Origin of the sequence: Mesorhizobium sp. M00.F.Ca.ET.216.01.1.1, assembly GCF_004010325.2 — a bacterium.
Classification (GTDB): domain Bacteria; phylum Pseudomonadota; class Alphaproteobacteria; order Rhizobiales; family Rhizobiaceae; genus Mesorhizobium.
Map to the genome: position 1 here is coordinate 128,829 of NZ_SADR02000003.1, position 25,166 is coordinate 153,994.

A 25,166-nucleotide genomic window follows, 5' to 3' on the forward strand; every position below is an offset into this window, starting at 1 on the left:
TCGTATGAACGCGCTACCAGCAAATCCTCCCGGCGAGAGCCATGCGGCGCTGCTCGGCCGGCTGGGCGACCGCTCCATCGTTTTTGTCGGCCTGATGGGCGCCGGCAAGACGGCGATTGGCCGCAAGGTGGCGGCGATGCTGGCGCTGCCCTTCATCGACAGCGACCAGGAGATCGAAAGCGTCTCGCGCATGACCGTCCCGGAGCTGTTCGAGCGCTATGGCGAGACGGAGTTCCGGGCGCTGGAGCAGCGCGTCATCCTGCGGGTGCTGGAAAACGGCCCGCAGGTGCTGTCGACCGGCGGCGGCGCCTTCATGAATGCGCAGACGCGGGAGGCGATCGCCAGCCATGGCGTGTCGGTGTGGCTGAACGCCGAACTCGACCTCTTGATGGACCGCGTTTCCAAGAAGCAGAACCGGCCGCTGCTGAAAAGCGCCGATCCTCGCGCCGTGCTCAAGCAGCTGATGACCGACCGCTATCCGGTCTACGCCGCGGCCGATGTCACCGTGCCGACCCGCGACGACCGCAAGGAGGTCATCGCGGCCGAGGTTGTGGATGCGATTTGTGCGCATTTCGGCATTCAACAGCCCACCACTCTGGGCGAGGTGCGGTCGTGAGCGCCGGCGAGCCAGTCACTGTCGAGGTCGGTCTCGGCGACCGCGCCTACGACATCCTGATCGGCCCCGGCTTGCTTTCGCGCGCCGGCATCGAGATTTCGCGCCGCTTGCCCGGCACGCGAGCGGCGGTGGTCACCGATAAGAACGTGGCCGCGGCGCATCTCGAAACGCTGAAAACCGGCCTCGAAAAAGGCGGCATCGAGCCTGCCGTCATTACGCTGCCGGCAGGGGAAAAGACCAAGAGCTTTGCGCATCTGGAAGAAGTGGTGGACGGCGTGCTCGCCGCAAGGCTGGAGCGTGGCGATGTCGTCATTGCGCTCGGCGGCGGCGTCATCGGCGACCTTGCCGGCTTTGCCGCCGGCATCGTGCGCCGCGGCATGAATTTCGTGCAGGTTCCGACCTCGCTGCTGGCGCAGGTCGATTCCTCGGTCGGCGGCAAGACCGGCATCAACAGTCCGCGCGGCAAGAACCTGGTCGGCGTCTTTCATCAGCCGAAGCTGGTACTGGCCGACACCGGGGTGCTCGACACGCTGCCGATCCGGGAGTTTCGTGCCGGCTACGCCGAGCTGGCCAAATACGGGCTCATCGACCGTCCGGACTTCTTCGCCTGGCTTGAACAAAATTGGGAGCAAGTGTTTGCCGGCGGACCGGCGCGGGCCGAGGCCATCGCCCAAGCCTGCCGCGCCAAGGCCGATGTCGTCGCCCGCGACGAGTTCGAGACCGGCGACCGCGCGCTGCTCAATCTCGGCCACACTTTCGGCCACGCGCTGGAAGCGGCAACCCGCTATGACGGCGCCCGGCTCGTGCATGGCGAAGGCGTTGCCGTCGGCATGGCGCTGGCGCATCGCTTTTCGTCCAGGCTCAATCTGGCGAGCCCCGACGATGCGGCGCGCGTCGAAGCGCATCTTCGCGCCGTCGGCCTGCCCTGGCGCATGGCCGACATTCCGGGCGAGCTGCCCGATGCCGAAGCGCTGCTTGCCTTCATCACCCAGGACAAGAAGGTGTCGCGCGGCGCGCTGACCTTCATCCTGACGCGGGGCATCGGCCAGTCCTTCATCGCCAGGGATGTGCCTGCGTCGGAAGTGCTTTCGTTCTTGAAGGATAGCCATCCGGGCTCTGGGGAAAGCCACCCGGGATGAGCGAAGCCGGCTGGATCGTCGCTGCCGTGCTTGCCGGCCTCGGCCTGCTGGCTTTTGTCTTCCGCACCCGCCTGCTCGCCGTGTTCGGCTATGAATTGCAGCGCATAGATCCGCAGCATTCGGCCGATGACGAATTGCGCGGCGCGGTCGATGATTTTCGCCGCGACGGCCAGGCGGTGCGCGAAGACCGCGACCGCGTCGGCGGCCTGTTCGATCTCGATGAGCTCGAAGTGTCCGACGTCATGGTCCACCGCACCAACATGCGCTCGGTCAATGCCGACGATCCGCCGGAAGCGATGGTGCGCGAGATCCTGCAGAGCCCGCATACCCGCTTGCCCCTGTGGAAGGGCTCGCTCGACAACATCGTCGGCGTGCTGCACGCCAAGAACCTGTTGCGCGCACTGAACGATGTCGGCAACGACTTTTCCCGGATCGACGTCATGAAGATCGCGTCGAAGCCGTGGTTCGTGCCGGACACCACGACGTTACAGGAACAGCTCAACGCCTTCCTGCGTCGCAAGGCGCACTTTGCCATCGTCGTCGACGAATATGGTGAGGTCGAAGGGCTGGTGACGCTTGAGGACATCATGGAGGAGATCGTCGGCGAGATCGCCGACGAGCACGACGTCGACGTGCAGGGCGTCAAGCAGGAGGCCGACGGCTCCGTCGTCGTCGACGGCACGGTGCCGATCCGCGACCTGAACCGGGCGCTCGACTGGAACCTGCCGGACGAGGAAGCCACCACCATCGCCGGCCTCGTCATCCACGAGGCGCAGTCGATCCCTGACGAGAAGCAGGCCTTTACGTTTCACGGCAAGCGCTTTGTCGTCATGAAGCGCGACAAGAACCGGATCGCGCGGCTCAGGATCAAGCCGGCCGGCGACATCTAGATACTGTCTCCAGCTTGTTACCGATCGTTGACTGGACCTCTGTCATGTCAGTGTGCACTCTTGCCTGGGCAGTCAGGAGATGACGGTGATCGATCGGCGAACCTTGCTTTTGGCGTCAATGGCGATGCTGTTGCCGGCCGGCACTTCGGCGACATGGCGCCTTGGCTCGCCGTCTCCGCAAACCTTCGATTACGGGCCGGCTAAGCTCGACATCTATTCGCGCGACGGCGCGAGCCGCCTGCCCGTCGTCTTCTTCATCCATGGCGGCGCCTGGCGGATCGGCAACCGCGTCAACGTCAACGCCAAGCCGGCCTTCCTGCTCGACAATGGTTTCTGCTTCGTCTCGATCGACTATCGCATGCTGCCGCAGGCCGATGTCGCGACCCAGGCCGACGACGTCGAACTGGCCTATGGCTACGTGCGTGCCAACATTGCCCAACACGGCGGCGATCCGGACCGCATCGCGGTCATGGGCCATTCGGCCGGCTGCCATCTCGCCGCGCTCACCGGCCTGCGCGGCGGTCTGCCCGGCGTCGCGGCGTTGGTTCTCGTCGATACCAGGGCCTATGACCTGGAGACGCTTGCCGAGAGCGGCGGCATGACGCGGGCCTATGCCCGGGCATTTCCCGATCCGGCGCAGTGGCGCGCGCTATCGCCGGTCACCTACGTCGGGGGAGACAAGCATCCGCCCACCTTCGTCGCCTATTCGGGCGCTTCGGGTCGCGCGGCAGCCTCACGGTCCTTCGCCGCGCGTCTGCGCGCCACCGACACCAAGGTCACGCTGTTCGACGGCAGCGCCTATTCGCACATGTCGATCAATCGCAATTTTGGCAATGAGGGTGACGCATTGACGGCTGCGGTGATGACGTTCCTGAAGACGACGTTAGTGTCCCGATTCCGAAATTCGCATCAGTTCGATATCAAGAGCAGTGCGAATCTCAGAATCGAAGCGCATTAGGCTGATGCCTACCACCTGGTCTCCTCGCCCGGCGCTGCCGGTTCGATCGCCAGCGCGTGCACGCCGGCCCTCAGTTCGTCGGCAAGCAATTCGTTGACGGCGCGATGCCGCGCGATGCGGCTCATGCCGGCAAAGGCAGGCGAGACGATGCGGACGCGGAAATGCGTCTCGCCGGCGCCGTCAAAGGTGCCGTGATGGTCGGAGTCCTGATGGTGATGGCCGGCATGGAGATGGCTTTCGTTGATGATGACCAGGCGTTCCGGCGAAAACGCCTGCTTCAACTTGCCTTCCATCGTTGCCTGTATGGACATTGCTGGTTCCCTTCACCATCTGTGTAGCCGCCACAAAATTCGCCATACGTCGATTTAAGCCGCGATTCAGCGGTTAGGGCGATCATCGCGAAAATGTCAATTCTTGTTTCGCACTAGCGAACAGCCCATAAATGGGTGAGATGAAACCGTACCCCAAATATTTCGAAAAGATTCGCATCCGGCAGGAGAAGGACGCGGAGCTGAAATCGCGCTCGCCAATCTGCCAGTGGGACGGTTGCAAGGAGGCTGGAACCCATCGCGCGCCGGTCGGGCGCATGAAGGAGGGCGAGTATTTTCAGTTCTGCTTCGATCATGTGCGCGAGTACAACAAGGGCTTCAACTATTTTTCCGGCGTGCCGGACAGCGAGATCGCCCGCTTCCAGAAGGAAGCGATGACCGGCCACCGGCCGACATGGAAAATGGGCATCAATGGCGCCTCGACGCGTTCCTCGCCCGACTTCGCCCAGCAGCGCTCCGGCCGCGCCGGCTATTACAACCGCATGCGCGATCCCTTCAACCTGTTCACCACTCCGAAGGACCCACGTGAGCGTAAGGCCAAGCCGCTTGAGGCCAAGGCACTGGAAACGCTTGGCCTTGATACAAAGGCGACTGGCAAGGATATCAAGGCGCGCTATAAGGAACTTGTGAAACGCCACCACCCGGATGCAAATGGCGGCGACAGAGGTTCGGAAGACCGGTTCCGCGATGTGCTCCAGGCCTATCGCGTGCTCAAGCAGGCAGGATTGTGCTGAGCGACCTTACGGTTCGTGTCGTTTTCCAACTTTCATAAGGTTGGAAAAGGCTTTAAGACCGCCCCCGAACAAAATTGATTGCCGGCGAAATCAGGCGTTTCGCCCGTGGAGACGTTGATTGAGATGAACAAGGTCGATCGCGACATCGCCAACCTGCCCGACACCACGGTGTCGGTGAAGGACAAATTCGGCTTTGAGTCCAAGATGGTGGTGCCGGCCTATTCGGTGACGAGCGAGCATGTGCCCGACATCGATCCTGACTATCTGTTCGACAAGAACACGACAATGGCGATCCTAGCCGGCTTCGCCTACAACCGCCGCGTCATGGTCTCCGGCTATCACGGCACGGGCAAGTCGACACATATCGAACAGGTCGCCGCGCGCCTCAACTGGCCCTGCGTGCGCGTCAATCTCGACAGCCACGTCAGCCGCATCGACCTCGTCGGCAAGGATGCGATCGTCGTCAAGGACGGTCTGCAGATCACCGAATTCCGCGACGGCATCCTGCCCTGGGCTTACCAGCACAATGTCGCGTTGTGCTTCGACGAATATGATGCCGGCCGCCCGGACGTGATGTTCGTCATCCAGCGCGTGCTGGAATCGTCGGGTCGGCTGACGCTGCTCGACCAGAGCCGGGTCATCCGCCCGCATCCGGCCTTCCGGCTGTTTTCCACCGCCAACACGGTCGGCCTCGGCGATACCACCGGCCTTTATCACGGCACCCAGCAGATCAACCAGGCGCAGATGGACCGCTGGTCGATCGTCACCACGCTGAACTACCTGCCGCACGACAATGAGGTCAACATCGTGCTGGCCAAGGCAAAGCACTATCGCGACGGCAAGGGCAAGGACATCGTCAATAAGATGGTTCGTGTCGCCGACATGACGCGTTCGGCCTTCATCAACGGCGACCTGTCGACGGTCATGAGCCCGCGCACGGTCATCACCTGGGCCGAGAATGCCGAGATCTTCGGCAATATCGGCATGGCGTTCCGGCTGACCTTCCTCAACAAATGCGACGAGTTGGAGCGCTCGGTCGTGGCCGAGTTCTACCAGCGTGCCTTCGGCGAAGATCTGCCCGAATCGGCCGCCAATGTGGTGCTGGGCTAAGAGAATGATCTCAAAGTAATCGATGGCGGGTCCGGGCGACAACATACGCAACAAGTCGAAGACGGGTTCTGAAGCCGACAGCTTCAAGCGCGCCGTCACTGTCTGTATGCGCGCCATCGCCGGCGACAAGGACCTCGAAGTCGGTTTCGCCAAAGACCGGCCGGCGCTTGCCGGCAGCCGTGCCCGGTTGCCGGAACTGCCGAAGAAGGCGTCGAAGGACGACATCGCCATCACCCGCGGCCTCGGCGATTCCATGGCGCTGAAGCGCGCCTGCCACGATGCGCGCATCCACACCAGGTTGGCCCCGGAAGGCAAGCAGGCCCGCGCCGTCTACGATGCGGTCGAGCAGGCCCGCGTCGAGGCGATCGGCAGCCGCGCCATGCAGGGCGTGGCCGACAATATCGGCTCGATGCTCGAGGACAAATACGCCAGGGCCAACCTCATCGACGTCAAGGACAAGGCCGACGCGCCGATCGAGGAAGCGCTGGCCTTGATGGTGCGCGAAAAGCTGACCGGCCGGCCGGTACCGAAGAGCGGCGAGCGGCTGGTCGATCTCTGGCGCCCCTGGGTGGAAGAAAAGGCCAGCGCCGATCTTGATGGGCTGTCGGCAAAGCTTGACGACCAGCAGGCCTTCGCCCGCGTCGTGCGCGACATGCTGGCCGCCATGGAAATGGCCGAGGAACTTGGCGACGACCAGGAGACGGAAGACACCGAGGACAACGACGACAACCAGCCGCAAGGCGAGGAGCAGAGCGAGGAGGGCGGCGAGGACGATTCCGGCTCCGAGCAATCGCAGTCCGACGATGCCGAGGCATCGGCCGACGACGAGCAGTCGGCCGAGACGGAGGCGTCCGACGCCACCGCCGACGACCTCTCCGACGAGGACGACGCCGATGCCGAGACGCCCGGCGAGGCGCGCCGCAACGACAATCCCTTCACCAACCTGCAGAAGGAGATCGACTACAAGGTCTTCACCACGGCCTTCGACGAGACGGTGGGTGCGGAGGAACTTTGCGAGGAAGAAGAGTTGGACAGGCTGCGCGCCTTCCTCGACAAGCAGCTTGCCAACCTTTCGGGCGTTGTCGGGCGGCTTGCCAACCGGTTGCAGCGCCGCCTGATGGCGCAGCAGAACCGCTCCTGGGATTTCGACCTCGAAGAAGGCTATCTCGATCCGGCGCGACTGGTGCGCGTCGTCATCGACCCGATGCAGCCGCTGTCCTTCAAGCAGGAGCGCGACACCAAATTCCGCGACACTGTGGTGTCGCTGGTGCTCGACAATTCGGGCTCGATGCGCGGCCGTCCGATCACGGTTGCCGCCACCTGCGCCGACATCCTGGCGCGCACGCTGGAACGCTGCGGCGTCTCGGTCGAGATCCTCGGCTTCACCACCCGTGCCTGGAAGGGCGGGCAGGCGCGCGAGAAATGGCTGAAGGACGGCAAGCCGCCGAATCCCGGGCGGCTCAACGATCTGCGCCACATCATCTACAAATCCGCCGACCATCCGTGGCGGCGGGCGCGCCGCAATCTCGGCCTGATGATGCGCGAGGGCCTGCTCAAGGAAAACATCGACGGCGAGGCGCTTTTGTGGGCGCACAACCGCCTGATCGCGCGGCCGGAGCAGCGCAAGATCCTGATGATGATCTCCGACGGCGCGCCGGTCGACGATTCGACGCTGTCGGTCAATCCCGGCAATTACCTCGAGCGGCATCTGCGTGCCGTGATCGAGCTGATCGAGACGCGGTCGCCGGTCGAGCTGCTGGCGATCGGCATCGGCCACGACGTCACCCGCTACTATCGCCGCGCTGTCACCATCGTCGATGCCGAGGAACTGGCCGGCGCCATGACCGAGCAGTTGGCTTCGCTGTTCGGCGAGGAAAGCGCCCGCGACACGCGACGCGGCAGCATGCGGCGCGCCGGATGATTTTTTCGCGCGGCGGCTTTCAACAGACGCTTTTGGCCATCGCGTTGTTCGGCATCGCCTTTTCGCCAGCCTTCGCCGCCGGTCCGGTTTCGGTCGAGCCGATCGAGATTTCCGCTCGCCCCATCAGCCAATTCCAGATTGGCCGTGCGGAGAAACAGTTCGGGCCGCTCGAATTCGTCGGCGGACTGGAAATGACCTCGCCGTCGCGCGACTTCGGCGCGCTGTCGGCGTTCCGCTTCCGCAAGCCCGGCAGCGATTTCGTCGGCGTCGCCGACACCGGCTTCTGGTTCTTCGGCAGCGTGGTCCACGATGCCGACAAGCGCCCTGTTGGCATCCAGAATTTCCGCATGCAGCAGATGGTCGATGATGCGGGCCAGCCGATCGACGAGAAATGGGAGGTCGATGCCGAAGGCCTCGCCGTCAAGGACGGCATCGCCACGGTCGGCTTCGAGCGCAACCATCGCATCGCCCAGTTCAAGATCGATGCGGACGATATGAAGGCGCCGTTCAAGCAACTGGACTTCCTGATCCCAGCCTGGGAGCTTCGCCGGAATCGCGGCTTCGAAGCCGTCACCCATGCCAATCCAAATGGCCAGCACAAGGGCGGGCTGGTCGTGGTGTCGGAAAAGAGCCTCGACAAGGCCCGCAACATCTATGCCGCGATCATTGAAGGGCCGCACAAGGGTATCTTCACCGTCAAGCGCAACGGCGATTTCGACATCACCGACGGCGCCTTCCTGCCGGACGGCGACTTGCTGCTCCTGGAGCGCAGCTTTTCGATGGCCGGCGGCGTCAAGATGCGGCTGAGGCGCATCTATGGCGAAAGCGTCGAGAAGGGTGCCGTCGCCGACGGGCCAGTGCTGATGCAAGCCGACATGGGCTACCAGATCGACAATATGGAAGGGCTTGACGTCTGGACCCGCGATGACGGCGCGCTGATGGTGTCGCTAGTTTCCGACGACAACCATTCGATCTTGCAGCGCAACCTCTATCTGGAGTTCATCCTGCACGAGGATTGAGGAAACTCGGCCGGCAACGATCGTCAGCTAGGATTTCGCGCCGCTGCAGGAGGCTACCGCCCGTTGGTCGCGATCCAGATGACGTGGCGTGCCCCGCGCTTGCCGTGGGCACGCGCCTTGGCCTCCTCGACAGTGAAGCCAGCCTGCTTGAGCCGCCGTGTGAAGCTGCTGTCGGGCCCTTGCGACCAGACCGCCAGCACGCCTCCGGGGTTAAGCGCGGCGCGTGCGGCGTTGAGGCCGGCCGCGTCATAGAGAGCATCGTTGGCCTTGTAGACGATCCCTTCCGGACCGTTGTCGACGTCGAGCAGGATGGCGTCCCAAGCCGGCGTTCCTGATTTTATGATTTGGCCCACATCGGTCTCCAGGATGGTGACACGGAGATCGTCGAGGCAGCCGCTGAACACCTCGGCCATCGGGCCGCGCGCCCAGGCAACGACCGCGGGTACCAGTTCGGCTACGGTGATTTGTGCACCGTCGCCAAGCTCGGTGAGGGCGGCGCGCAGCGTAAAGCCCATGCCGAGGCCGCCGATCAGGATTTTTGGTTGCCGGCGGCCGGCAATCCTTTCGCAGGACAGTCTGGCCAGCGCTTCCTCGGAGCCGCTGAGACGGCTGTTCATCAACTCGTTCGAGCCGAGCATGATCGAGAATTCGGCGCCGCGCCGCTTGAGGCGAAGCTCTTGTTCGCCATCCGGCGTTTTGGCTGTACCGAGCTGGATCCAGGGGATCATGCTTTACGCTGCCAGTGCCGGCTGGCTCCAGCGTGCGGCAAGCAGCCGGTAGGGGATCAACGCCACCACGGCGATGATCAGTTTCACGCTGAGGTCGCCAAGCGCCCACGACACCCAGCGCATGGTTTCGGCCGGCAGCACACCCATCAGCGGCGCCGTCTCCAGCGCGAAGGCATCGCTTGGTCCGGCGAAGGCGAAGGCAGCCGAAAAGGCAACGGTGAAGAACACGACGGTGTCGAACACCGAACCGACCAGCGTGCCGACGATCGGCGCGCGCCACCAGCTCTGCCGGCGCAGCCGGTTGAACACCGTCACATCGAGCAATTGCGCGGTCAGGAACGCAGCGCCGGAAGCCGCTGCAATGCGCACCAACCGGTCGGCTGCCGTCTCGAACTCGATCAGGCCGTGGCGGAACAGGAAGGGCGGCACGATGATCGAGCAGACCACCGCCGTCATGAAGCCTACAAAGACCACCTTGCGCGCCACGGCCGGGCCGTAACGGCGATTGGCGAGGTCGGTCACCAGGAAGGAGAAGGGATAGGTGAAGGCGCCCCAGGTCAGAATGTCGGCCAGCGACAGTCCGCCGACTGCACCTTGCATCGGGAACTGCACGAGGATGTTCGACGCCACGACGACAAGCGCCATGGCGGCCACAAAGGGCAGATATCGCGAGAAGAAATTCATTTTTTTATCCTGGGTAATGGAACCAGCGGAGCGTCATGCCGAATCCGAATGACGCTCCTTGGAGGGGGCGGTTGTCCCGCCGGAAGAAATTCTCAAGCAGCCGGCTGTTCGGCGAGCTTCTTGGCGATCTGCTTCTTCAGCAGACGGGCGCGCTGCGACAGCTCCTTGGCGTCGGCCTTGGTCAGGAACGCATCAAGGCCGCCGCGGTGCTCAACCGAACGCAGCGCATTGGCCGAAATGCGCAGGCGCACATTCTGGTTCAGCGCTTCCGAGATCAGCGTCACATTGACGAGATTCGGCAGGAAGCGGCGCTTGGTCTTGTTGTTGGCGTGGCTCACATTGTTGCCGGACATGACTGCCTTGGCAGTGAGTTCGCAGGTGCGGGACATGGTTCTAACCTTCAGTTCTCGGTCTGGGGCCAAACCTTTGTTCCCGCGCCGGGTGGCGCGCGGTTTCGGTCAGGCGGCCTTATGGAAAAGTTGGCGTTCCTTAGTTGCATTTCGCCGATGCGTCAAGCTCATGCTTCTCAACCGCGCGATGGCGCAGTTCACATAAACGCCGGAATTCAGCCTATAAGCCATCGCGCAGGGGTATGCCAGACTAGGGATGCCTATCTCCGGTTGAAAAGATCAAGGACGATCCCCGCCATGCTTCGTTCGTCACATGCACTTGTTGCCTTGCTCGCCGTCGCGCTGCCGACGGCAATTTCGGCCGCCACGCCGCAGTCCTTCAAGGGCGAATATACGGTGTCGTTCCTCGGTCTTTCGGTGGCGAAGGCGACATTTTCAAGCCACTACGAAGGCGACACCTATTCGATCGACGGCAGCGTCTCAAGCGCCGGCCTTGCCACACTGTTCGACGACACCCGGGGCACGATCTCATCAAAAGGCAGGATTTCCGGCAAGCAGATGCAGCCGCAGGCGTTCCGTGCCGACTACAAGTCGGGCAAGAAGGCGTCGGTGGTCGATATCCGCTTTGACAACGGCGCCGTCACCGCGACCCAGGTCGTTCCGCCGCCAAAGAAGCGCAACCCGAAGAACTGGGTGCCGCTGGACAGCAGCGATCTGGTATCGGTCCTCGATCCGATGGCCGCCACCGTCATCCACGCCGACAGTCTCGACAAGGTCTGCGGGCGCACGGTGAAGTTCTATGATGGCGAGATGCGCGCGAACCTGACGCTGACCTACGATTCGAAGGGGTCGATCTCGGTGCCCGGTTACAAGGGTGAAACAGTCACCTGCAGGATGGGTTTCGAACCGGTAGCGGGCTACCGCAAGGGTCGCAAAGCGCTGAATTATCTGAAGAAACGCAGCCGAATGATGGTGACATTTGCACCGGTCGGGCAAAGCGGAGTATATGCGCCGATCCACGCCACGGTCGGAACGCAAATCGGCACTCTGACCATCAGCGCGGGGCGTTTCGAAGCGACTGAATAGGCGCCATGGCGCGCCGCCGGAGACGAGAATGGCGCGCGCAACACTGATCGGCTTCTCGGCGGTCGCCATGTGGGCCCTGCTGGCGTTGCTTACCGATGCATCCGGCGCGGTGCCGCCGTTCCTGCTTTCGGCCATTACCTTCAGTATCGGCACCTGTGTCGGGCTTGTCGCGCGGTTGTTCATGCCGGCTGCCGACAAGGGCCGCAAGATACCGTTGCAGGTGTGGGTGATCGGCATTGCCGGCCTGTTCGGCTACCATTTTTTCTACTTCACCGCGCTGCGCAATGCGCCGGCGGTCGAGGCGAGCCTGATCGCCTATCTGTGGCCGCTGCTGATCGTGCTCGGGTCAGCGCTGATGCCGGGCGAACGTCTGGCCTGGAACCATGTCGTCGGCGCCCTGCTCGGCCTCGCCGGCACTTTCCTGATTGTCACCAAGGGTGGCGGGCTTGCCTTCGACGCACGCTACGCCTTCGGCTATGCGATGGCCGCCGTCTGCGCTGTGCTGTGGTCCTCCTATTCGCTGCTGTCGCGGCGATTTCCGTCGGTGCCGACCAGTATAGTCACTTGGTTCTGTGCGGCGACCGCGGCACTTTCGCTCGCCTGCCATTTCGTGCTGGAAAAGACCGTACTGCCCGATGGTGCCGGCCAGTGGCTGGCCGTGCTCGGCCTCGGGCTGATGCCGGTGGGCGCAGCCTTCTACGCCTGGGACATCGGCGTCAAGCGCGGCAACATTCAGGTGCTGGGGGCGGCGAGCTACGCCGCGCCGCTTCTGTCGACGCTGGTGCTGATCGCCGCCGGCGTCGCCGAGCCATCCCTGCGAATCCTCGCCGCATGCGTGCTGATCACAGGCGGAGCGGCACTGGCGGCGAAATCGCTGCTCTTGCGCAAGCCAGCGACGAGCGGGGCAGAGGCATGATGCCGTTTCCCGGCGGCATCGACGCCGATGCCAATGCGACGCTGCTGTTTTCGCTGGTGGCGGCGGTGATCTTCGCTTTCACCATCGGCATGCCGCCGAGACTTACCCGCTCGGCGGTGAAGACGCTGGCGGTGGCAATGCTCAGCGTGCTGGCCTTTCAGCAGGGCGGCCCCTGGCTGCTCGTCGCGGCGCTGGCGCTCAGCGCCGTCGGCGACGCCTTCCTGTCTCGTGACGGCGACAAGGCCTTTCTCGGCGGTCTGGCCAGTTTCCTTGCCGCGCATGTTCTTTATGTCGCGCTGTTCCTGCGCGCCGGCGGCGGGACGGGATTGCTCGGCGCAGAACCGTGGCGCGCAGCGATTGCACTGGCGATGGCTGTCTTTGGGCTTGCCATGCTGGTGGCTCTGTGGCGCCGCGTCGGCCCCGGCCTGCGCCTTCCGGTCGGCGTCTATGTCGCGGCAATCCTTGCCATGGGGATTTCGGCGCTCACCATGAGCAATGTCTCGGTCATCGGTGGCGCGGTCTCGTTCATGGCGTCCGACGGGCTGCTCGCTGCGGAAAAATTCCTGGTGCCGGCCATCTCGCCGCACCGTGTCTGGATGCGCTACGCGGCCTGGGCACTGTATTACGGCGCCCAGTTGGCGATCATCCTGGGTTTCCTGCTGGGGTAGGACTCCAGCCAGGCTCGGCCAGCTCGAAAGCGGCAAAGTCGAAGCCCGGCGCCACGGTGCAGCCGACCAGCGTCCACTCGCCCAGGCTGCGCGCCGACTGCCACCAGCCGGCCGGCACGACGATCTGCGGCCGCTCGCCCGCGGCGAGAGCCGTGCCGAGCACCTGCTCGATCACGGCACTGCCTTCCTCATGCATCGACAGTACCAGCGGGGCGCCGGCATAGAAATGCCAGACCTCGGCCGCGTCCTTGACCCGGTGCCAGGCCGACAGTTGGTCGTGTTCCAGCAGGAAATAGATCGCGGTCGAATGGCCGCGCCCGCCTTCCGCGCCATCGCGAAAGGTCTCGGCATACCAGCCGCCTTCCGGATGCGGCTTCAGGCCGAGCATGGCGATGATCTCGGCGGAACTGGTCATGTTCCCGCGCTCAGAAATTATCCTTGCGCTTGCGGATCTCGGCGAACACTTCGACGTCGGAGGCGCTTTCCAGGCCGAGATGCTTGCGGATTGCCGGATCGTGCCAGCGCAGGAAGGGATTGGTCGACAATTCCTCACCGATGGTGGTCGGCAGCGTCGGCTTGCCGTCAGCGCGCAGGGCCTCGATCCTGACGGCGCGTTCCCTCAAAGCCGAATTGGTCGGGTCGACGGTCAGCGCGAAGCGGGCGTTGGCGAGCGTGTATTCATGGCCGCAATAAATGACCGTTTCGGCCGGCAGTGCGGCGAGCTTTTTCAGCGAATCGTACATCACCGGCGGCTTGCATTCGAGCAGCCGGCCGCAACCAAGCGCAAACAGCGTATCGGCGGTGAAGGCAACTTTCGAAGCGGGCAGGTAGTAGGAGACATGGCCCGCCGTGTGCCCGGGCGTGGCAATGACGTCGATCTTCTCGTCGCCGAGGTGGACGACCGACCCTTGCCCGACGGTCTCGTCGATGCCGGGGATTCTTGCCTTTTCCGCCTCTGGTCCGATGATGCGCAGCTTGAAGCGCTCCTTCAGCGCCAGATTGGCCTCGACGTGGTCGACATGGTGGTGGGTGGTGAGGATCATCGTCGGTGTCCAGCCGGTGCGCTTGATCGCGGCCAGGATCGGCGCCTCCTCTGGGGCGTCGATGATCGCCGTCTGGCCACTTTTCGGGTCACGCACCAGAACGCCGAAATTGTCGCTGCGGCACATGAACTGTTCGATCTCAACCGGCATTGCATCTCTCCATTGTCGCCGCAGACATAGGGCGCCCGCCCGCCGCTGTCATCCGGGAATTGAGCTTTATTGAACTCCGGCGATATCGAAGATACCGTCCCGCGCATGCATTCCGATATCGTCGACCTCCGCTCCTTCTATTCGACCACGCTCGGGCGCCTGGCCGAACGTTCGATCACCATGGCGCTGTCCGCTATATGGGCGACCGTGCCGAATGAGCGGCTGGTCGGCCTCGGCTACACACTGCCGTGGCTGGAGCGGTTCGGCAGCGATGCCGAGCGTGTCTTTGCCTTCATGCCGGCGACGCAAGGCGCAGTGGTGTGGCCGGCCACAGGGCCGACCGCAACAGCGCTGGTCTTCGACGAGGAACTGCCGCTGGTCGATTCCTGCATAGATCGCATGCTGCTCGTCCATTCGCTCGAACATGTCGAAAACCCGCGCGAGACGTTGAACGAGATCTGGCGGGTGCTGTCGCCAGCCGGCCGTGTCGTTATCGTCGTACCCAACCGTCGCGGCGTCTGGGCCCGTTTCGAGCACACGCCTTTCGGCAACGGCCGGCCGTTTTCGCGCGGCCAGCTCACCGAATTGCTGCGCGAAGCGAATTTCACCCCGGCGGCCTGGGCCGACGCGCTGTTCTTCCCGCCGTCGCGGCGACGCTTCATGATGCAGTTCCACAACGTGCTGGAACGCGCCGGCCGGCAGTTCTGGCCGATCTTTTCCGGCGTCATCGTGGTCGAGGCGCAGAAGCGGCTTTATCAGGGCGTGCCGGTCGCCCAACGCGCTTCCCGCCGCGTCTTCGTGCCGGTTCTGTCGCCGCAAGGCGCCACCACGCTAGGCCGGCTGTCGCGGGAAAGCGCATGACCCGAAAATCGGAATCGATTTTTGCTGCGCGGACCTTCGGTTCATAAAGTATCATGCGCAAAGCTACGCCGTCCTTTGCTCGTCCGAGGGACGCGCGGAGTTGTAGCGACGCAACGCCTTCGGCTAGGCGAGTGAAGCGTTCGTGATTGCGCCTTGCGTTGCGCAGGCTTTATCACCCTATCTGTCGAAGACGGGTTCGCAGTCCGACTGAAGGGCATGCGCCGTCAACGCCCGTGACTGGTGCACCGCTTCCGAAAGCAAAGGTTTGACACATGGCTGATCATCCGGACAACGAGGCCGGCTTCCGGCCGGTTGAAGCGGCTGTCGAGGCCAGCAGCCTCCGCGACCAATTGACGACAATCAGGCGGGCTCTGACAACCTCGCCGATGCGCAAAAAGCTGCTTTGGGCCTGCATCGGCATGGCCGCCGTCATCGTGGCAACCTCGATCGGACAGGTGCTGCTCAACCGCTGGAACCAGCCCTTCTACGACGCGCTCGCACGCCGCGACATGGAGGACTTCCTGCACCAGCTTCTGGTCTTTGCCGCCATCGCTGGCGGGCTGCTGGTGCTCAATGTCGGCCAGACCTGGCTCAACCAGATGATGCGGCTGAAGCTGCGCGAGGCGCTGACGCTCGACCTGATCGGCGAATGGATGCGGCCGGCGCGCGCCTTCCGGCTCGCCAATGCCGGTGCCATCGGGGTCAATCCCGACCAGCGCATGCAGCAGGACACGGGGCACCTGTGCGATCTCTCGACGGATCTCGGAGTCGGCATGCTGCAGTCGCTGATCCTGCTTGCTTCCTTCGTAGGCATCTTATGGGCGCTGTCTTCGGGTTTCGTCTTCCACTTCGGCGGCGTTTCTCTGGCCATACCCGGCTACATGGTCTGGGCGGCGATCCTCTATGCCGGCACCGCCTCCTGGCTCAGCTGGCTGGTCGGACGGCCGCTTATCCGTTTCAACAGCGATCGCTATACGCGTGAAGCGGAGCTGCGATACTCGATGGTCCGCGTCAACGAGAATGTCGACGCCATAGCGCTTGCCCATGGCGAACCCGACGCGAAACGGCGGCTCGAACTCGACCTTGGCACATTGCTGGGCGCCATGCGGCGCATCTATGGCGCCCAGATCAATCTTTCCTGGGTTACGGATGCCTATGGATGGATCACCGTCGTCGCGCCTATCCTCGTCGCGTCGCCGGTCTATTTCGCCGGCGATATCAGCTTCGGCGGGCTGATGATGGCGGTCGGCGCCTTCAACCAGGTCAATTCCTCCTTGCGCTGGTTCATCAGCAATATCAGCGGCATCGCCGATTGGCGCGCCACGCTGATGCGCGTCGCCGACTTCCGCATTGCGCTTGGTGAAACGGATGTGCTCCATCACACGGAAAGGCGCATCGAGTTCGGAGAAAATCCGGACGGCCGTCTGACATTCGAAAAACTCGAGGTCGCGTCGCCAGACGGGTGCACGAAACTCGCGGAGCCGCATGTCGAAATCCGCGCCGGCGAGCGCGTCATGGTCACCGGGGATCCGCGCGCCGGCAAGACACTGTTCTTTCGCGCCATTGCCGGTCTGTGGCCGTGGGGAAGCGGGCGCATCGGCATGCCGGCCGGAGAGGCGCCCATCTTCGTTCCGCGAACGCCGTATTTCCCGCTCGGCACGCTGCGCGTGGTGCTCAACCATGCCGGCGGAGCGGTCACGGCTGACGATACCGACATCTCCGCAGTGCTGGCCGAAGTCGGCCTTGGACGGCTGTCGTCCTCTCTCGACCGGTTCGCGCGCTGGGAGCGTGAACTGAGCGATGACGAGCAGCGCCTGCTTGCCTTTGCCCGGCTCGCCTTGCTGCGGCCAAAATGGGTGATCATCGACGAGGCGCTGGATACCTTCGACGGCGCGACGCTGAGGCGTGTCCTGTCGATGCTGGAGAGGCGTCTCGCCGATGCTGCGATCCTCAACATCGGCCGTGGCCTGCACAACGGTCAGTTCTTCTCGCGCTCGCTGAATATCGTGAAATACGCCGATGGATCGAGTCTCAGGCCTGCCCGGGTCAGGGCCGGCGCAATCGAGCCGCCGCCGGCGACTGCTGTCCGTGAAGAGACGTAATCGGCTTTATTTCGCCGCGATCACGGCGAAAGACTGCGGATTGGAGCGAATAGGGATATCGTTCTAAACATCACGGTCTGGCCATGCTTGACGTGCTTCGCCTGCTCGCGTGCCTTACCTGTGCCTCGGCGGCGCCCGCCAACGCCATTGCCGTGGATGTCGAACTGGTGCTGGCGGTCGACATCTCGCAGTCCATGGACGAACGGGAATTCGCCCTGCAGCGCGCCGGCTATGTCGAGGCACTGCGTCACCCCGACTTCATCAACGCTGTGCGCTCAGGCGCTACAGGCCGCATCGCGCTTGCCTATTTCGAATGGGCGGGCACCATCCGCGACGATGGGATCATCGCCTGGCAGGTCATCGACAGCAGCGAGACCGCCAACGCTTTTGCCGACAAGATCGCAGCCCGTCCATTCAGGAGCTTTCGCGGCACCTCGATTTCCGGCGCGCTTGCCTTCGGTGCGGAACTTTTCGAGGGCACCGCCTTCGAGGGCCGGCGCAGCGTCATCGACATTTCAGGCGATGGCCCCAACAATATCGGGCTGCCGGTCACCACCACACGCGCTGCCGCCCTGGCGAAGGGCATCGTCGTCAATGGCTTGCCGATACTGATCAGCCCGTCGCCGACCTTCAGCCGCCTCGACCAGTACTATGCCGCCTGCGTTACCGGCGGGCCGGGCTCCTTCGTGCTGCCGATCTATGCGGCTTCCGAATTCGCGACCGCCATACGCCGCAAGCTGATCCTCGAGGTGAGCGGCATTGCCGATCCCAGGACGATCCGGATCAACGCAGCAGCACCCACCGACTGCCTGCAGGGAGAGCGCGACCGGCGGCTCTTCTCCGACCCGTATTTCCCGGAACTTGACCGATAGGTTAGGCCGGCCGCGCGCCATATTTGTCGCGGAACTCATCGTAGAGATCGCGGCGCCAGCGCCGGCCGCCGACATAGCCGCGCAGCAGTTGCGACAGCGAGTAGCCGAGCACCTTCGACGACCGGTTGGCCAGATAGCCGGCGAATGCTTGCGAAACCCTGCCCTTCATCGTGTCGGCAATGATCTGGCGTGCGATCATATAGGGCGGGATGTCGGGATAGCGGTCAACGATATAGGGATGTTTGCCGATGAGGTTTGCGTAAGCTTCGACGTAGCCGTCGCGCTGGCGTGAAATCGAATTCTCCGAATTGTACTTTTTCCAGTCGATGTTCGCGGACAGAAGCGCCCCACTGCGCCGGGCGAAGCGAAGCAGCAATTCGCGATCCTGCATGCGCGCGATGTCGCTGTCGTAGCCGCCGATCGCCAGCAGCGATTCGCGTCGGGCGGTTATCGCCGATCCGGCGATGAAGATGGTCTGCGCGACCAAAGCCCTTTCCAGCGCGTTTCGTGTCAGGAATGCCTCGCGATTGACGCAGCTGGTGCTGCGGCCCCCTTTCAGGGACACGAAGGAACTGATGAGGACCTCGAGCGACGGATCGTCCTCGAACCGCGCCAGCGTCCGCTCCAGCCGGTCCGGCAAGTAGACATCGTCGGAATCAAGGAATGTCACCACGGGCGCCCGCGCCCGCTCGATACCGGCATTACGCGCGGCATTGGCGCCCCGCCACTTGGCGCCGACATAGATCAGCCGCGGATCGCGGATGGCGGCTAAAGCCGCGGCCGTGCCGTCGGTCGAGCCGTCATCGACAACAATATGCTCGAACCGTGTGAAACTCTGCGCCAGCACGCTCTCCACGGCCCGCAGGACCATGTCGCGCCGATTGTGGGTCGGTGTAATCACCGTGATGAGGGGGCCTGGGTCGCTGGTCTTCGGCATGTCGCTCCCGCTATGCCCCGGGTTTTACGAGGATCGGATAGATTTGATCGCCGCCTTCCGTGCCCGTCCCTGGATTGCGTTCGATTCGACGCTACAAAAAACAGGCGACCGTGTCATCACAAACTGTTGAGGTGGAGCGCATCCGAATGGCGAATTCGGCCCCAGCTTTTCAAATGCCACACTGCCGGGCAGGCCGGGGAAGTTTCAGAAGCCCTATGGTTTGCGCGACCAGCCGTTCGATCTTTGTCGGGCATGTACGCATTGTCATTACCTATGAGGTAATCGACCGGCGCTCAACGCATCGGCAGACTGCCCTCGTAAAGCCGATTGTCGGGCTTCAATCGACCAGGGAGTCCAACCATGACCGCCTACGCCGTCGCACATATGCGCCAGGTCACGCCGGGGCCACAGATTGTCGAATACCTGCAGAAGATCGATGCCACGCTGGAGCCATTCGGTGGCCGCTTCCTGGTACATGGCGGCGAGGTGGAGGTGGTCGAAAGCACTTGGCCGGGACACATGATCGTCATTGAATTTCCCGACATCGACCATGTACGCGGATGGTACAACTCGCCCGGCTACCAAGCGATATTGAAGTTGCGCACCGACAATTCACAGTCCGACGTCGTCTTCGTCGATGGCGTCCGGCATCCACACAAGGCCACCGACGTGCTCGGATAGTTGAGTGAGGATCGGTCGCTGCGTTGGCAGCTTGCCCAGTCAACGCGGTTCACTTCCGGTAAACGAGTTCAAAGAAACGACCCGAAATCGTGAATGCGGCAGCACCTAGCTGTGTCCGATATAGTCAGGCACGACTTCGATTTCGTCGCTAACGAGACCCACCGCGAAACTGAACTGGCCCCAAAACGCCAGGCTGTAGAATGCCAGACCGACAACCAGGGAAAATGGAATTTGCCAAAGCGGCATGCCTGTCTGCCGGGCATGGCCCGTCACGCGTCGTATTGTGCGCCATGACATGGTGAACCATCGGCTGAACGACTTCACGATCCGCTGCGTGCGGCTGGGCGAACTCAATTCCACAAACTTCCGGTCGGTATCTCGGCCCGTTACCAACGCGCGCCAGTAAAAGAACCGCCAACCACGTGGCGAGTAATGATAGACGCGTGCGTTGACGTTCAGGATTTTGTGGCCTTCCTGTTGAAGTTCATGCATGAGCAAGGTGCAGGAAACCTTGAAGCCATAGTGTTTCGCGAAGGGATGGCTGACAATCCAGTCGCGCCGAAAGGCGATGTTATTGGCGTTTAGCGCTCGCTTCGAAGCAAATCGCTCGTCTCCCTGGGACATCGGGAAAAACCAAATCAGTGCAAACGTCCTTGAAAAGAAATCATCGTATGAAAGATATGTAAATCCGTTCACACAAACGATTTCATGGTCTTGAAACGGGTCAAGCAGTGTCGGGAGCCAGCCCAATTCCGGTACGACATCAGAGTCAATGAAGATGACGATATCTCCATCGGTCGACAGGGTGCCGTTGTTTTTAAGATCGTAATATCGGCCGCCTGGGCAAGCGGCAAAGATCAGGTCGGCAACCTGTTCCAACTGCGGCGCTTCGTTTGTGATACTGCAACGCAGAGAGGTGGTGTCCGCATCTCGCCCGCCGTGAGAGATGATGACCTGCGGTCTTGCAGGACCAGATGAAGAGACCGCAGCGATTTCACGCGCCAAGGCAGTCAAGCCAACGCCGATCTCGCTCCAGTCGATCGACTTGGCGTTCTCCATCTCCACGACGAGTGAATAGGTTGGCTGTTCTTCAAGCATCTCTGCGCCTAAGAATCTAGAGGCAAAGCTGCAATGACCGTAGCTGCCTGCGGCAAGAAATAATACCGGTTCCCGTTAGTCATGCAAGGCAACGATCTGCGGATCGGGAAACACCGCAAATCCTCGGAGCGAGCCGGGTTGTTGTCCATCGCGTCGGGCGCCGGCTCGATGAAATCTGTTCCTGTATCCCCAACCGCTACAGGATACCACGAATGAGGTGCCTGCTGCCTCGGAAGCTTGAAGTGTCGGCATACTGAGACAGGAAGCGCTCCCTCCATTCGTCATTGATGATGTCTCGTTGGATTTCGAGGCCCGAATCTAGGATCGTTCCGGGCTGCCAGATGGCTTTGGCGTCAGCCAGGTATGCGACGTGTTCGAGACAGGCCCGCGGATCTTGCTGAATTTCCTCGTATGTCAGCGAGAGGGAAGACAGTCCGTTTTTTGCAAACCAGACATCCCATGCGAGATTTTCCATCAGTATCCTTTCAAGCGATTTGGCAATCGCTGCGCCATCATAGCGCAATGGCTTCTGATCGGCTTCGGTAGAGCGGAAACGACCTGTCTGACGGGCGCGCGTCCATGAGATTGCCTGGCCAAGGAGATCGCGGCGCGTCAATCGGATATATCGCAGGTTTGGAAGGCTGGCGGGCAGGTCCACTGTCTTGGCCACTCTGGAGAATTGGCTTGCAAACAGCTTGACTGCGTAGATTCCCGAAGACGATCGGCCATCTTTCAATGCCCGCAAAACCTGGGCACGGGGATCGCGAGGATAGTCCGGCAATTCCAGCACGCGGCGGCCGCCAAACCATTCCAGCGGGTTGCCAAGTCCGGCTGCAGCCATCATTCCCGCGAGATGATTGCTGCCGCTACGCGGTGAAGTGCAGACCAGAATCCCGACCCTTATCCCGGACAGAATGTCCTGCGGCACTTCAACCGGCAGAGGGCGTCGACGAAAGAAATCCATGGCGAACAACAGCTACCGCCTCAGCAGGAATACCGCTTGCTGACCGAAGAAATTCCAGAACCACCACGGCATCGAGAGGCCGATCTTCTGGCCGTTGGCGTCGAGCGCGGTTGCCTTTTCCACCGTAGCGCCGAGCTCGTCGCACAGATTGACGAAGTCGCGGATGGTGCAGAAATGGATGTTGGGCGTGTCGTACCAGGAATAGGGCAGATCCTTGGTCACCGGCATCCGCCCTTTGACGAACAGCGAAAGGCGCACCCGCCAGTGGCCGAAATTGGGGAAGGAGACGATGGCGCGCTTGCCGATCCTGAGCAACTCGTCGAGCACCAGCTTCGGATTGCGGGTCGCTTGCATGGTCTGCGACAGGACGACGAAATCAAAGCCCTTGTCGGGGTAGAACTCGAGGTCCTTGTCGGCGTCGCCCTGGATGACGGACAGGCCGCGTGACACACATTCGTTGACGCCACGCTGCGACAGTTCAAGCCCGCGGCCGTCGACCTGCTTGGTCTCCTGCAGCAGTTCGAGCAGCAGGCCGTCGCCGGAGCCAACGTCCAGCACCCGCGATTGCGGCGGGATGAGACCGGCGATGACCTCGAGGTCGACGCGCTGGGCATGGTTGACGCTCATGGCTCGCCCTCCTGTCTGGCGCACGGTCCCGGTCCGGAAGGCCTGCAACTTTCCGGGGTCATGTGCTCAGCCCCCTGGCGCGAGCTGCCGAGCCGATGAAGCCGTTGATGGCGGCGAACAGCTCCGGCTCGTCGAGCAGGAAAGCGTCATGGCCGCGATCGGTGTCGATCTCGACGAAGGACACCGAGGCACCGGCCGCGTTCAGCGCATGGACGATCGTGCGGCTCTCCTCGGTCGGGAACAACCAGTCCGAGGTGAAGGAAACCAGGCAGAAACGGGTCCTGGTGCCGGCAAAGGCATCGGCCAGCCGCCCGCCATGGTCGGCGGCGAGGTCGAAATAATCCATCGACCGGGTCATATAGAGATAGGAGTTGGCGTCGAAGCGGTCGACGAAGGTCATGCCCTGATGACGCAGATAGCTCTCGATCTGGAAGTCGGCGTCGAATCCGAAGGTGAGCGCTTCGCGGTCCTGCAGATTGCGGCCGAACTTTCTGTGCAGCGCGGCCTCCGACAGATAGGTGATATGGGCGGCCATGCGCGCCACCGCCAGGCCCTTTTCCGGGCGCCTGCCATAGTCGAAATATTTGCCGCCATGCCACTCTGGGTCGGCCATCACGGCTTGCCGGCCAACCTCGTGGAAGGCGATGTTCTGCGAGGAATGGCGCGCGCCGGTGGCGATCGGCAGCGCCGAGAAGACGCGCTCCGGATAGCTCGAGGCCCATTGCAGCACCTGCATGCCGCCCATCGAGCCGCCGAGCACGCAGAACAGCTTCTCGATGCCGAAATGGTCGATCAGCATCAGCTGCGCACGCACCATGTCGCGGATGGTGATGACCGGCAGGTCGAGACCATAAGGCTTGCCGGTGGCCGGATTGGTCGAGGCAGGACCGGTCGAGCCAAGGCAGCCGCCGATGACGTTGGAGCAGATGACGAAGAAGCGGCTGGTGTCGATGATCTTGCCGGGGCCGATCAGCACTTCCCACCAGCCCGGCTTGCCGGTCACCGGATTGGTGTTGGCGACATGCTGGTCGCCGGTCAACGCATGGCAGACGAGGATGGCGTTGGAACGGGCGTCGTTGAGGGTGCCGTAAGTCTGGTAGGCGATCTGGAACGGCGACAGCAGCGTGCCGGCGTCGAGCTTGAGCGGCTTGTCGGCGCCGAAACGCAACACCGGGCTCGACGGTTCGTCGGCCTCGTTGTTGGTTTTTCCGGCGCGCAGCGCGACCATTGCATCCCTCTCATATTACGCATCGTGCCGTCCGAAAAATCGATTTTCGCGCCGATGCGGTTGTCCGGCCGGCCGCGGACAATAAAAAACCGGCAATGCCTTCGCAAAGCCGGTTACATGATGCAAACGGCCCTTTAGCAAGTTGTTTAACGTGGCTGCAAGCCGACCGGCCAAATCACCACGGAACTGTGGCTGCTCTTCTAGGCCCGGCGCGCGTCGGCGTCAACGGCCAGCCTTTTTGCGGCGAGTCGTTCGGGCGATCGCCGCCTCTCGACATTCCAGGCCACGGCTTGTATTTCCGCTGCGGCTTCCGGACGGAAGCACTCTCGACGGATTTTGCGATATGAACCAGACACCGGATAAGGCACGTCCAACGCCCCGCGCGGGCATCATGGACATCGAAGCCTATGTGCCGGGCAAAAGCACGGCGCCGGCCGGTGTCGCCAAGGTCTATAAACTGTCGTCGAACGAGAATCCGCTCGGTCCTTCGCCGAAGGCGATAGAGGCGGCGCGCGAGGTCGCGGCCAGGCTCGACGTCTATCCCGACGGCACCGCCAGGCGCCTGCGGGAGGCGATCGCCGAGGTGCATGGCCTCAACCCGACAAACATCGTCTGTTCCAATGGCTCCGATGAGATTCTGGGCCTGCTTGCGCAGACCTATCTCGCGCCCGGCGATGAGGCCATCATCACCGAGCACGCCTTCATGGTCTACAAGATCTACATCCAGTCGGCCGGTGCGACGCCGGTATCGGTCAAGGAAACCGATGAACGCGCTGACGTCGATGCGATCCTTGCGGCGGTGACGCCGCGTACCAGGATCATTTTCCTCGCCAATCCCAACAATCCGACCGGCACCTATGTGCCGTTCCAGGAGGTGCGCCGCCTGCATGCCGGCCTGCCACGGAACGTGCTTCTGGTGCTGGATGCCGCCTATGCCGAATATGTCCGCCGCAACGACTATGAGGCCGGCGTCGAACTGGTGGCCGGCGCCGAGAACGTGGTCATGACCCGTACCTTCTCCAAGATCGGCCTTGGCGGCGCACGGATCGGCTGGATGTACGCGCCGCTGCACATCGTCGACGCGATCAACCGCGTGCGGGGTCCCTTCAACGTCAACGCGACGGCGATCGAGGCCGGCATTGCCGCAATCCGCGACCGCGCCCATGTCGAGCGCAGCGTGGCGCACAACGAGACCTGGCTGGCATGGGTGAGCGAGGAATTGACCAGGCTCGGGCTGCGGGTGACGCCGAGCGTCGGCAATTTCGTCCTCATCCACTTTCCCGAGGACAAAAAGCATTCGGCAGCGGCAGCGGACGATTACCTCACCGCGCGCGGCTATATATTGCGGCGCGTTTCCGGCTACGGCTTTCCGAATGCGCTGCGCATGACCATCGGCACCGAAGAGGCCAATCGCGGCGTCGTCGCCGCGCTCAAGACATTTCTGAAAAGCTGAAA

Annotated in this window: 27 protein-coding genes and 1 riboswitch; of the genes, 16 read left to right on the forward strand and 11 right to left on the reverse strand. The window is 62.7% G+C overall.

The window, feature by feature from the left end:
- Window positions 1-4 precede the first annotated feature (4 nt).
- The 4 genes from EN859_RS05625 (at window position 5) to EN859_RS05640 (ending at window position 3,603) form a co-directional block, all read left to right on the forward strand.
- The gene (locus EN859_RS05625; protein ID WP_127852530.1) at window positions 5-616 is read left to right on the forward strand and encodes a shikimate kinase; all 612 of its coding nucleotides are present in this window, start codon (window positions 5-7) and stop codon (window positions 614-616) included.
- On the forward strand, window positions 613-1,755 hold the full coding sequence (aroB, locus tag EN859_RS05630; RefSeq protein WP_127852529.1) for a 3-dehydroquinate synthase: 1,143 nt from the start codon (window positions 613-615) through the stop codon (window positions 1,753-1,755). The genes EN859_RS05625 and aroB overlap by 4 nt, the downstream gene beginning before the upstream one ends.
- On the forward strand, window positions 1,752-2,645 hold the full coding sequence (locus tag EN859_RS05635) for an HlyC/CorC family transporter (RefSeq protein WP_127852528.1): 894 nt from the start codon (window positions 1,752-1,754) through the stop codon (window positions 2,643-2,645). Before aroB ends, EN859_RS05635 begins: the two co-directional genes overlap by 4 nt.
- Before the next feature lie 85 nt (window positions 2,646-2,730).
- Complete coding sequence (locus EN859_RS05640) at window positions 2,731-3,603, forward strand: alpha/beta hydrolase (RefSeq protein ID WP_127852527.1); 873 nt, start codon at window positions 2,731-2,733, stop codon at window positions 3,601-3,603.
- Window positions 3,604-3,611: 8 nt separating this feature from the next.
- Here EN859_RS05640 and EN859_RS05645 read toward each other — a convergent pair whose 3' ends face one another.
- Entirely contained in the window at window positions 3,612-3,914 is a 303-nt protein-coding gene (locus tag EN859_RS05645) for a BolA family protein (protein ID WP_127852526.1), read from the reverse strand.
- A 131-nt stretch (window positions 3,915-4,045) separates the two neighbouring features.
- Here EN859_RS05645 and EN859_RS05650 point away from each other — a divergent pair, with 131 nt between their 5' ends.
- From EN859_RS05650 to EN859_RS05665, 4 genes are all read left to right on the forward strand, one after another.
- Window positions 4,046-4,666, forward strand: coding sequence for a J domain-containing protein (locus EN859_RS05650; RefSeq protein WP_127852525.1), 621 nt, complete (start codon window positions 4,046-4,048; stop codon window positions 4,664-4,666).
- 123 nt (window positions 4,667-4,789) lie between these two features.
- Window positions 4,790-5,776, forward strand: coding sequence for a cobaltochelatase subunit CobS (cobS, locus tag EN859_RS05655; RefSeq protein WP_127852524.1), 987 nt, complete (start codon window positions 4,790-4,792; stop codon window positions 5,774-5,776).
- A 22-nt stretch (window positions 5,777-5,798) separates the two neighbouring features.
- Complete coding sequence (gene cobT / locus EN859_RS05660; RefSeq protein WP_127852523.1) at window positions 5,799-7,697, forward strand: cobaltochelatase subunit CobT; 1,899 nt, start codon at window positions 5,799-5,801, stop codon at window positions 7,695-7,697.
- Window positions 7,694-8,716, forward strand: coding sequence for an esterase-like activity of phytase family protein (locus EN859_RS05665; RefSeq protein WP_127852522.1), 1,023 nt, complete (start codon window positions 7,694-7,696; stop codon window positions 8,714-8,716). Before cobT ends, EN859_RS05665 begins: the two co-directional genes overlap by 4 nt.
- A 53-nt stretch (window positions 8,717-8,769) precedes the next feature.
- Here the strand turns inward: EN859_RS05665 and EN859_RS05670 are convergent, their stop codons facing one another.
- The 3 genes from EN859_RS05670 to rpmB all read right to left on the reverse strand — a co-directional run bounded on the left by EN859_RS05670 (window position 8,770) and on the right by rpmB (window position 10,517).
- A complete protein-coding gene (locus tag EN859_RS05670) occupies window positions 8,770-9,444 on the reverse strand; it encodes a hypothetical protein (RefSeq protein WP_127852521.1) in 675 nt (224 codons plus the stop codon).
- A 3-nt stretch (window positions 9,445-9,447) separates the two neighbouring features.
- On the reverse strand, window positions 9,448-10,128 hold the full coding sequence (locus tag EN859_RS05675) for a queuosine precursor transporter (protein ID WP_127852520.1): 681 nt from the start codon (window positions 10,126-10,128) through the stop codon (window positions 9,448-9,450).
- 92 nt (window positions 10,129-10,220) lie between these two features.
- Window positions 10,221-10,517 (reverse strand): 50S ribosomal protein L28, encoded by a 297-nt coding sequence (rpmB, locus tag EN859_RS05680; RefSeq protein ID WP_127852519.1) that lies wholly within the window; start codon window positions 10,515-10,517, stop codon window positions 10,221-10,223.
- A gap of 258 nt (window positions 10,518-10,775) precedes the next feature.
- On the opposite strand from rpmB, the gene EN859_RS05685 reads away from it, so the two are divergent.
- Genes EN859_RS05685 through EN859_RS05695 form a run of 3 tightly spaced genes read left to right on the forward strand, consistent with a single transcriptional unit; the run spans window position 10,776 to window position 13,148 of the window.
- Window positions 10,776-11,564, forward strand: a complete 789-nt coding sequence (locus EN859_RS05685; RefSeq protein ID WP_127852518.1) for a DUF3108 domain-containing protein — start codon at window positions 10,776-10,778, stop codon at window positions 11,562-11,564.
- 28 nt (window positions 11,565-11,592) lie between these two features.
- On the forward strand, window positions 11,593-12,480 hold the full coding sequence (locus EN859_RS05690) for an EamA family transporter (RefSeq protein WP_127852517.1): 888 nt from the start codon (window positions 11,593-11,595) through the stop codon (window positions 12,478-12,480).
- Window positions 12,477-13,148, forward strand: coding sequence for a lysoplasmalogenase family protein (locus EN859_RS05695; RefSeq protein WP_127852516.1), 672 nt, complete (start codon window positions 12,477-12,479; stop codon window positions 13,146-13,148). Before EN859_RS05690 ends, EN859_RS05695 begins: the two co-directional genes overlap by 4 nt.
- Here EN859_RS05695 and EN859_RS05700 read toward each other — a convergent pair.
- The gene (locus EN859_RS05700; RefSeq protein ID WP_127852515.1) at window positions 13,123-13,563 is read right to left on the reverse strand and encodes a cupin domain-containing protein; all 441 of its coding nucleotides are present in this window, start codon (window positions 13,561-13,563) and stop codon (window positions 13,123-13,125) included. The two genes, EN859_RS05695 and EN859_RS05700, sit on opposite strands and share 26 nt — an antisense overlap.
- Window positions 13,564-13,573: 10 nt before the next feature.
- Window positions 13,574-14,341 carry a hydroxyacylglutathione hydrolase gene (gene gloB, locus EN859_RS05705; RefSeq protein WP_127852514.1) on the reverse strand — a complete coding sequence of 256 codons (768 nt, stop codon included), beginning with the start codon at window positions 14,339-14,341 and terminating at the stop codon, window positions 13,574-13,576.
- Between the two features lie 105 nt (window positions 14,342-14,446).
- On the opposite strand from gloB, the gene EN859_RS05710 reads away from it, so the two are divergent.
- The 3 genes from EN859_RS05710 to EN859_RS05720 all read left to right on the forward strand — a co-directional run bounded on the left by EN859_RS05710 (window position 14,447) and on the right by EN859_RS05720 (window position 18,176).
- Entirely contained in the window at window positions 14,447-15,202 is a 756-nt protein-coding gene (locus EN859_RS05710) for a methyltransferase domain-containing protein (protein WP_127852513.1), read from the forward strand.
- Between the two features lie 272 nt (window positions 15,203-15,474).
- On the forward strand, window positions 15,475-17,304 hold the full coding sequence (locus EN859_RS05715; RefSeq protein ID WP_127852512.1) for an ABC transporter ATP-binding protein/permease: 1,830 nt from the start codon (window positions 15,475-15,477) through the stop codon (window positions 17,302-17,304).
- A gap of 83 nt (window positions 17,305-17,387) precedes the next feature.
- Complete coding sequence (locus EN859_RS05720) at window positions 17,388-18,176, forward strand: DUF1194 domain-containing protein (protein ID WP_127852511.1); 789 nt, start codon at window positions 17,388-17,390, stop codon at window positions 18,174-18,176.
- 1 nt (window position 18,177) lies between these two features.
- On the opposite strand, the gene EN859_RS05725 is transcribed toward EN859_RS05720, so the two are convergent.
- A complete protein-coding gene (locus tag EN859_RS05725) occupies window positions 18,178-19,113 on the reverse strand; it encodes a glycosyltransferase family 2 protein (protein ID WP_127852510.1) in 936 nt (311 codons plus the stop codon).
- 360 nt (window positions 19,114-19,473) lie between these two features.
- Between EN859_RS05725 and EN859_RS05730 the strand changes: the two genes are divergently transcribed.
- Window positions 19,474-19,794, forward strand: a complete 321-nt coding sequence (locus tag EN859_RS05730; RefSeq protein WP_127852509.1) for a DUF1330 domain-containing protein — start codon at window positions 19,474-19,476, stop codon at window positions 19,792-19,794.
- 105 nt (window positions 19,795-19,899) lie between these two features.
- Here EN859_RS05730 and EN859_RS05735 read toward each other — a convergent pair whose 3' ends face one another.
- The 4 genes from EN859_RS05735 to EN859_RS05750 form a co-directional block, all read right to left on the reverse strand.
- Window positions 19,900-20,892, reverse strand: a complete 993-nt coding sequence (locus EN859_RS05735) for a glycosyltransferase (protein ID WP_127852508.1) — start codon at window positions 20,890-20,892, stop codon at window positions 19,900-19,902.
- A gap of 196 nt (window positions 20,893-21,088) precedes the next feature.
- Entirely contained in the window at window positions 21,089-21,856 is a 768-nt protein-coding gene (locus EN859_RS05740) for a Stf0 family sulfotransferase (protein ID WP_245525499.1), read from the reverse strand.
- A gap of 12 nt (window positions 21,857-21,868) precedes the next feature.
- On the reverse strand, window positions 21,869-22,483 hold the full coding sequence (gene metW, locus EN859_RS05745; protein ID WP_127852506.1) for a methionine biosynthesis protein MetW: 615 nt from the start codon (window positions 22,481-22,483) through the stop codon (window positions 21,869-21,871).
- Window positions 22,484-22,541: 58 nt separating this feature from the next.
- The gene (locus EN859_RS05750; protein WP_127852505.1) at window positions 22,542-23,711 is read right to left on the reverse strand and encodes a homoserine O-acetyltransferase; all 1,170 of its coding nucleotides are present in this window, start codon (window positions 23,709-23,711) and stop codon (window positions 22,542-22,544) included.
- A 114-nt stretch (window positions 23,712-23,825) separates the two neighbouring features.
- Window positions 23,826-23,903, reverse strand: a riboswitch (SAM riboswitch).
- Between the two features lie 151 nt (window positions 23,904-24,054).
- Between EN859_RS05750 and hisC the strand changes: the two genes are divergently transcribed.
- Window positions 24,055-25,164: a histidinol-phosphate transaminase gene (hisC, locus tag EN859_RS05755; protein ID WP_127852504.1), complete on the forward strand. Its 1,110-nt coding sequence runs from the start codon at window positions 24,055-24,057 to the stop codon at window positions 25,162-25,164.
- Window positions 25,165-25,166: the final 2 nt, after the last annotated feature.

What these genes read in the sequence shown, in the direction of transcription:
- EN859_RS05625 (WP_127852530.1), top strand. Translation starts at nt 5, where the DNA reads ATGAACGCGCTACCAGCAAATCCTCCCGGCGAGAGCCATGCGGCGCTG.
- EN859_RS05635 (WP_127852528.1), top strand. Translation starts at nt 1,752, where the DNA reads ATGAGCGAAGCCGGCTGGATCGTCGCTGCCGTGCTTGCCGGCCTCGGC.
- EN859_RS05645 (WP_127852526.1), bottom strand. Translation starts at nt 3,914, where the DNA reads ATGTCCATACAGGCAACGATGGAAGGCAAGTTGAAGCAGGCGTTTTCG.
- EN859_RS05650 (WP_127852525.1), top strand. Translation starts at nt 4,046, where the DNA reads ATGGGTGAGATGAAACCGTACCCCAAATATTTCGAAAAGATTCGCATC.
- cobS (WP_127852524.1), top strand. Translation starts at nt 4,790, where the DNA reads ATGAACAAGGTCGATCGCGACATCGCCAACCTGCCCGACACCACGGTG.
- cobT (WP_127852523.1), top strand. Translation starts at nt 5,799, where the DNA reads ATGGCGGGTCCGGGCGACAACATACGCAACAAGTCGAAGACGGGTTCT.
- EN859_RS05665 (WP_127852522.1), top strand. Translation starts at nt 7,694, where the DNA reads ATGATTTTTTCGCGCGGCGGCTTTCAACAGACGCTTTTGGCCATCGCG.
- EN859_RS05670 (WP_127852521.1), bottom strand. Translation starts at nt 9,444, where the DNA reads ATGATCCCCTGGATCCAGCTCGGTACAGCCAAAACGCCGGATGGCGAA.
- EN859_RS05675 (WP_127852520.1), bottom strand. Translation starts at nt 10,128, where the DNA reads ATGAATTTCTTCTCGCGATATCTGCCCTTTGTGGCCGCCATGGCGCTT.
- rpmB (WP_127852519.1), bottom strand. Translation starts at nt 10,517, where the DNA reads ATGTCCCGCACCTGCGAACTCACTGCCAAGGCAGTCATGTCCGGCAAC.
- EN859_RS05685 (WP_127852518.1), top strand. Translation starts at nt 10,776, where the DNA reads ATGCTTCGTTCGTCACATGCACTTGTTGCCTTGCTCGCCGTCGCGCTG.
- EN859_RS05690 (WP_127852517.1), top strand. Translation starts at nt 11,593, where the DNA reads ATGGCGCGCGCAACACTGATCGGCTTCTCGGCGGTCGCCATGTGGGCC.
- EN859_RS05695 (WP_127852516.1), top strand. Translation starts at nt 12,477, where the DNA reads ATGATGCCGTTTCCCGGCGGCATCGACGCCGATGCCAATGCGACGCTG.
- EN859_RS05700 (WP_127852515.1), bottom strand. Translation starts at nt 13,563, where the DNA reads ATGACCAGTTCCGCCGAGATCATCGCCATGCTCGGCCTGAAGCCGCAT.
- gloB (WP_127852514.1), bottom strand. Translation starts at nt 14,341, where the DNA reads ATGCCGGTTGAGATCGAACAGTTCATGTGCCGCAGCGACAATTTCGGC.
- EN859_RS05710 (WP_127852513.1), top strand. Translation starts at nt 14,447, where the DNA reads ATGCATTCCGATATCGTCGACCTCCGCTCCTTCTATTCGACCACGCTC.
- EN859_RS05715 (WP_127852512.1), top strand. Translation starts at nt 15,475, where the DNA reads ATGGCTGATCATCCGGACAACGAGGCCGGCTTCCGGCCGGTTGAAGCG.
- EN859_RS05720 (WP_127852511.1), top strand. Translation starts at nt 17,388, where the DNA reads ATGCTTGACGTGCTTCGCCTGCTCGCGTGCCTTACCTGTGCCTCGGCG.
- EN859_RS05725 (WP_127852510.1), bottom strand. Translation starts at nt 19,113, where the DNA reads ATGCCGAAGACCAGCGACCCAGGCCCCCTCATCACGGTGATTACACCG.
- EN859_RS05730 (WP_127852509.1), top strand. Translation starts at nt 19,474, where the DNA reads ATGACCGCCTACGCCGTCGCACATATGCGCCAGGTCACGCCGGGGCCA.
- EN859_RS05735 (WP_127852508.1), bottom strand. Translation starts at nt 20,892, where the DNA reads ATGCTTGAAGAACAGCCAACCTATTCACTCGTCGTGGAGATGGAGAAC.
- EN859_RS05740 (WP_245525499.1), bottom strand. Translation starts at nt 21,856, where the DNA reads ATGGATTTCTTTCGTCGACGCCCTCTGCCGGTTGAAGTGCCGCAGGAC.
- metW (WP_127852506.1), bottom strand. Translation starts at nt 22,483, where the DNA reads ATGAGCGTCAACCATGCCCAGCGCGTCGACCTCGAGGTCATCGCCGGT.
- EN859_RS05750 (WP_127852505.1), bottom strand. Translation starts at nt 23,711, where the DNA reads ATGGTCGCGCTGCGCGCCGGAAAAACCAACAACGAGGCCGACGAACCG.
- hisC (WP_127852504.1), top strand. Translation starts at nt 24,055, where the DNA reads ATGAACCAGACACCGGATAAGGCACGTCCAACGCCCCGCGCGGGCATC.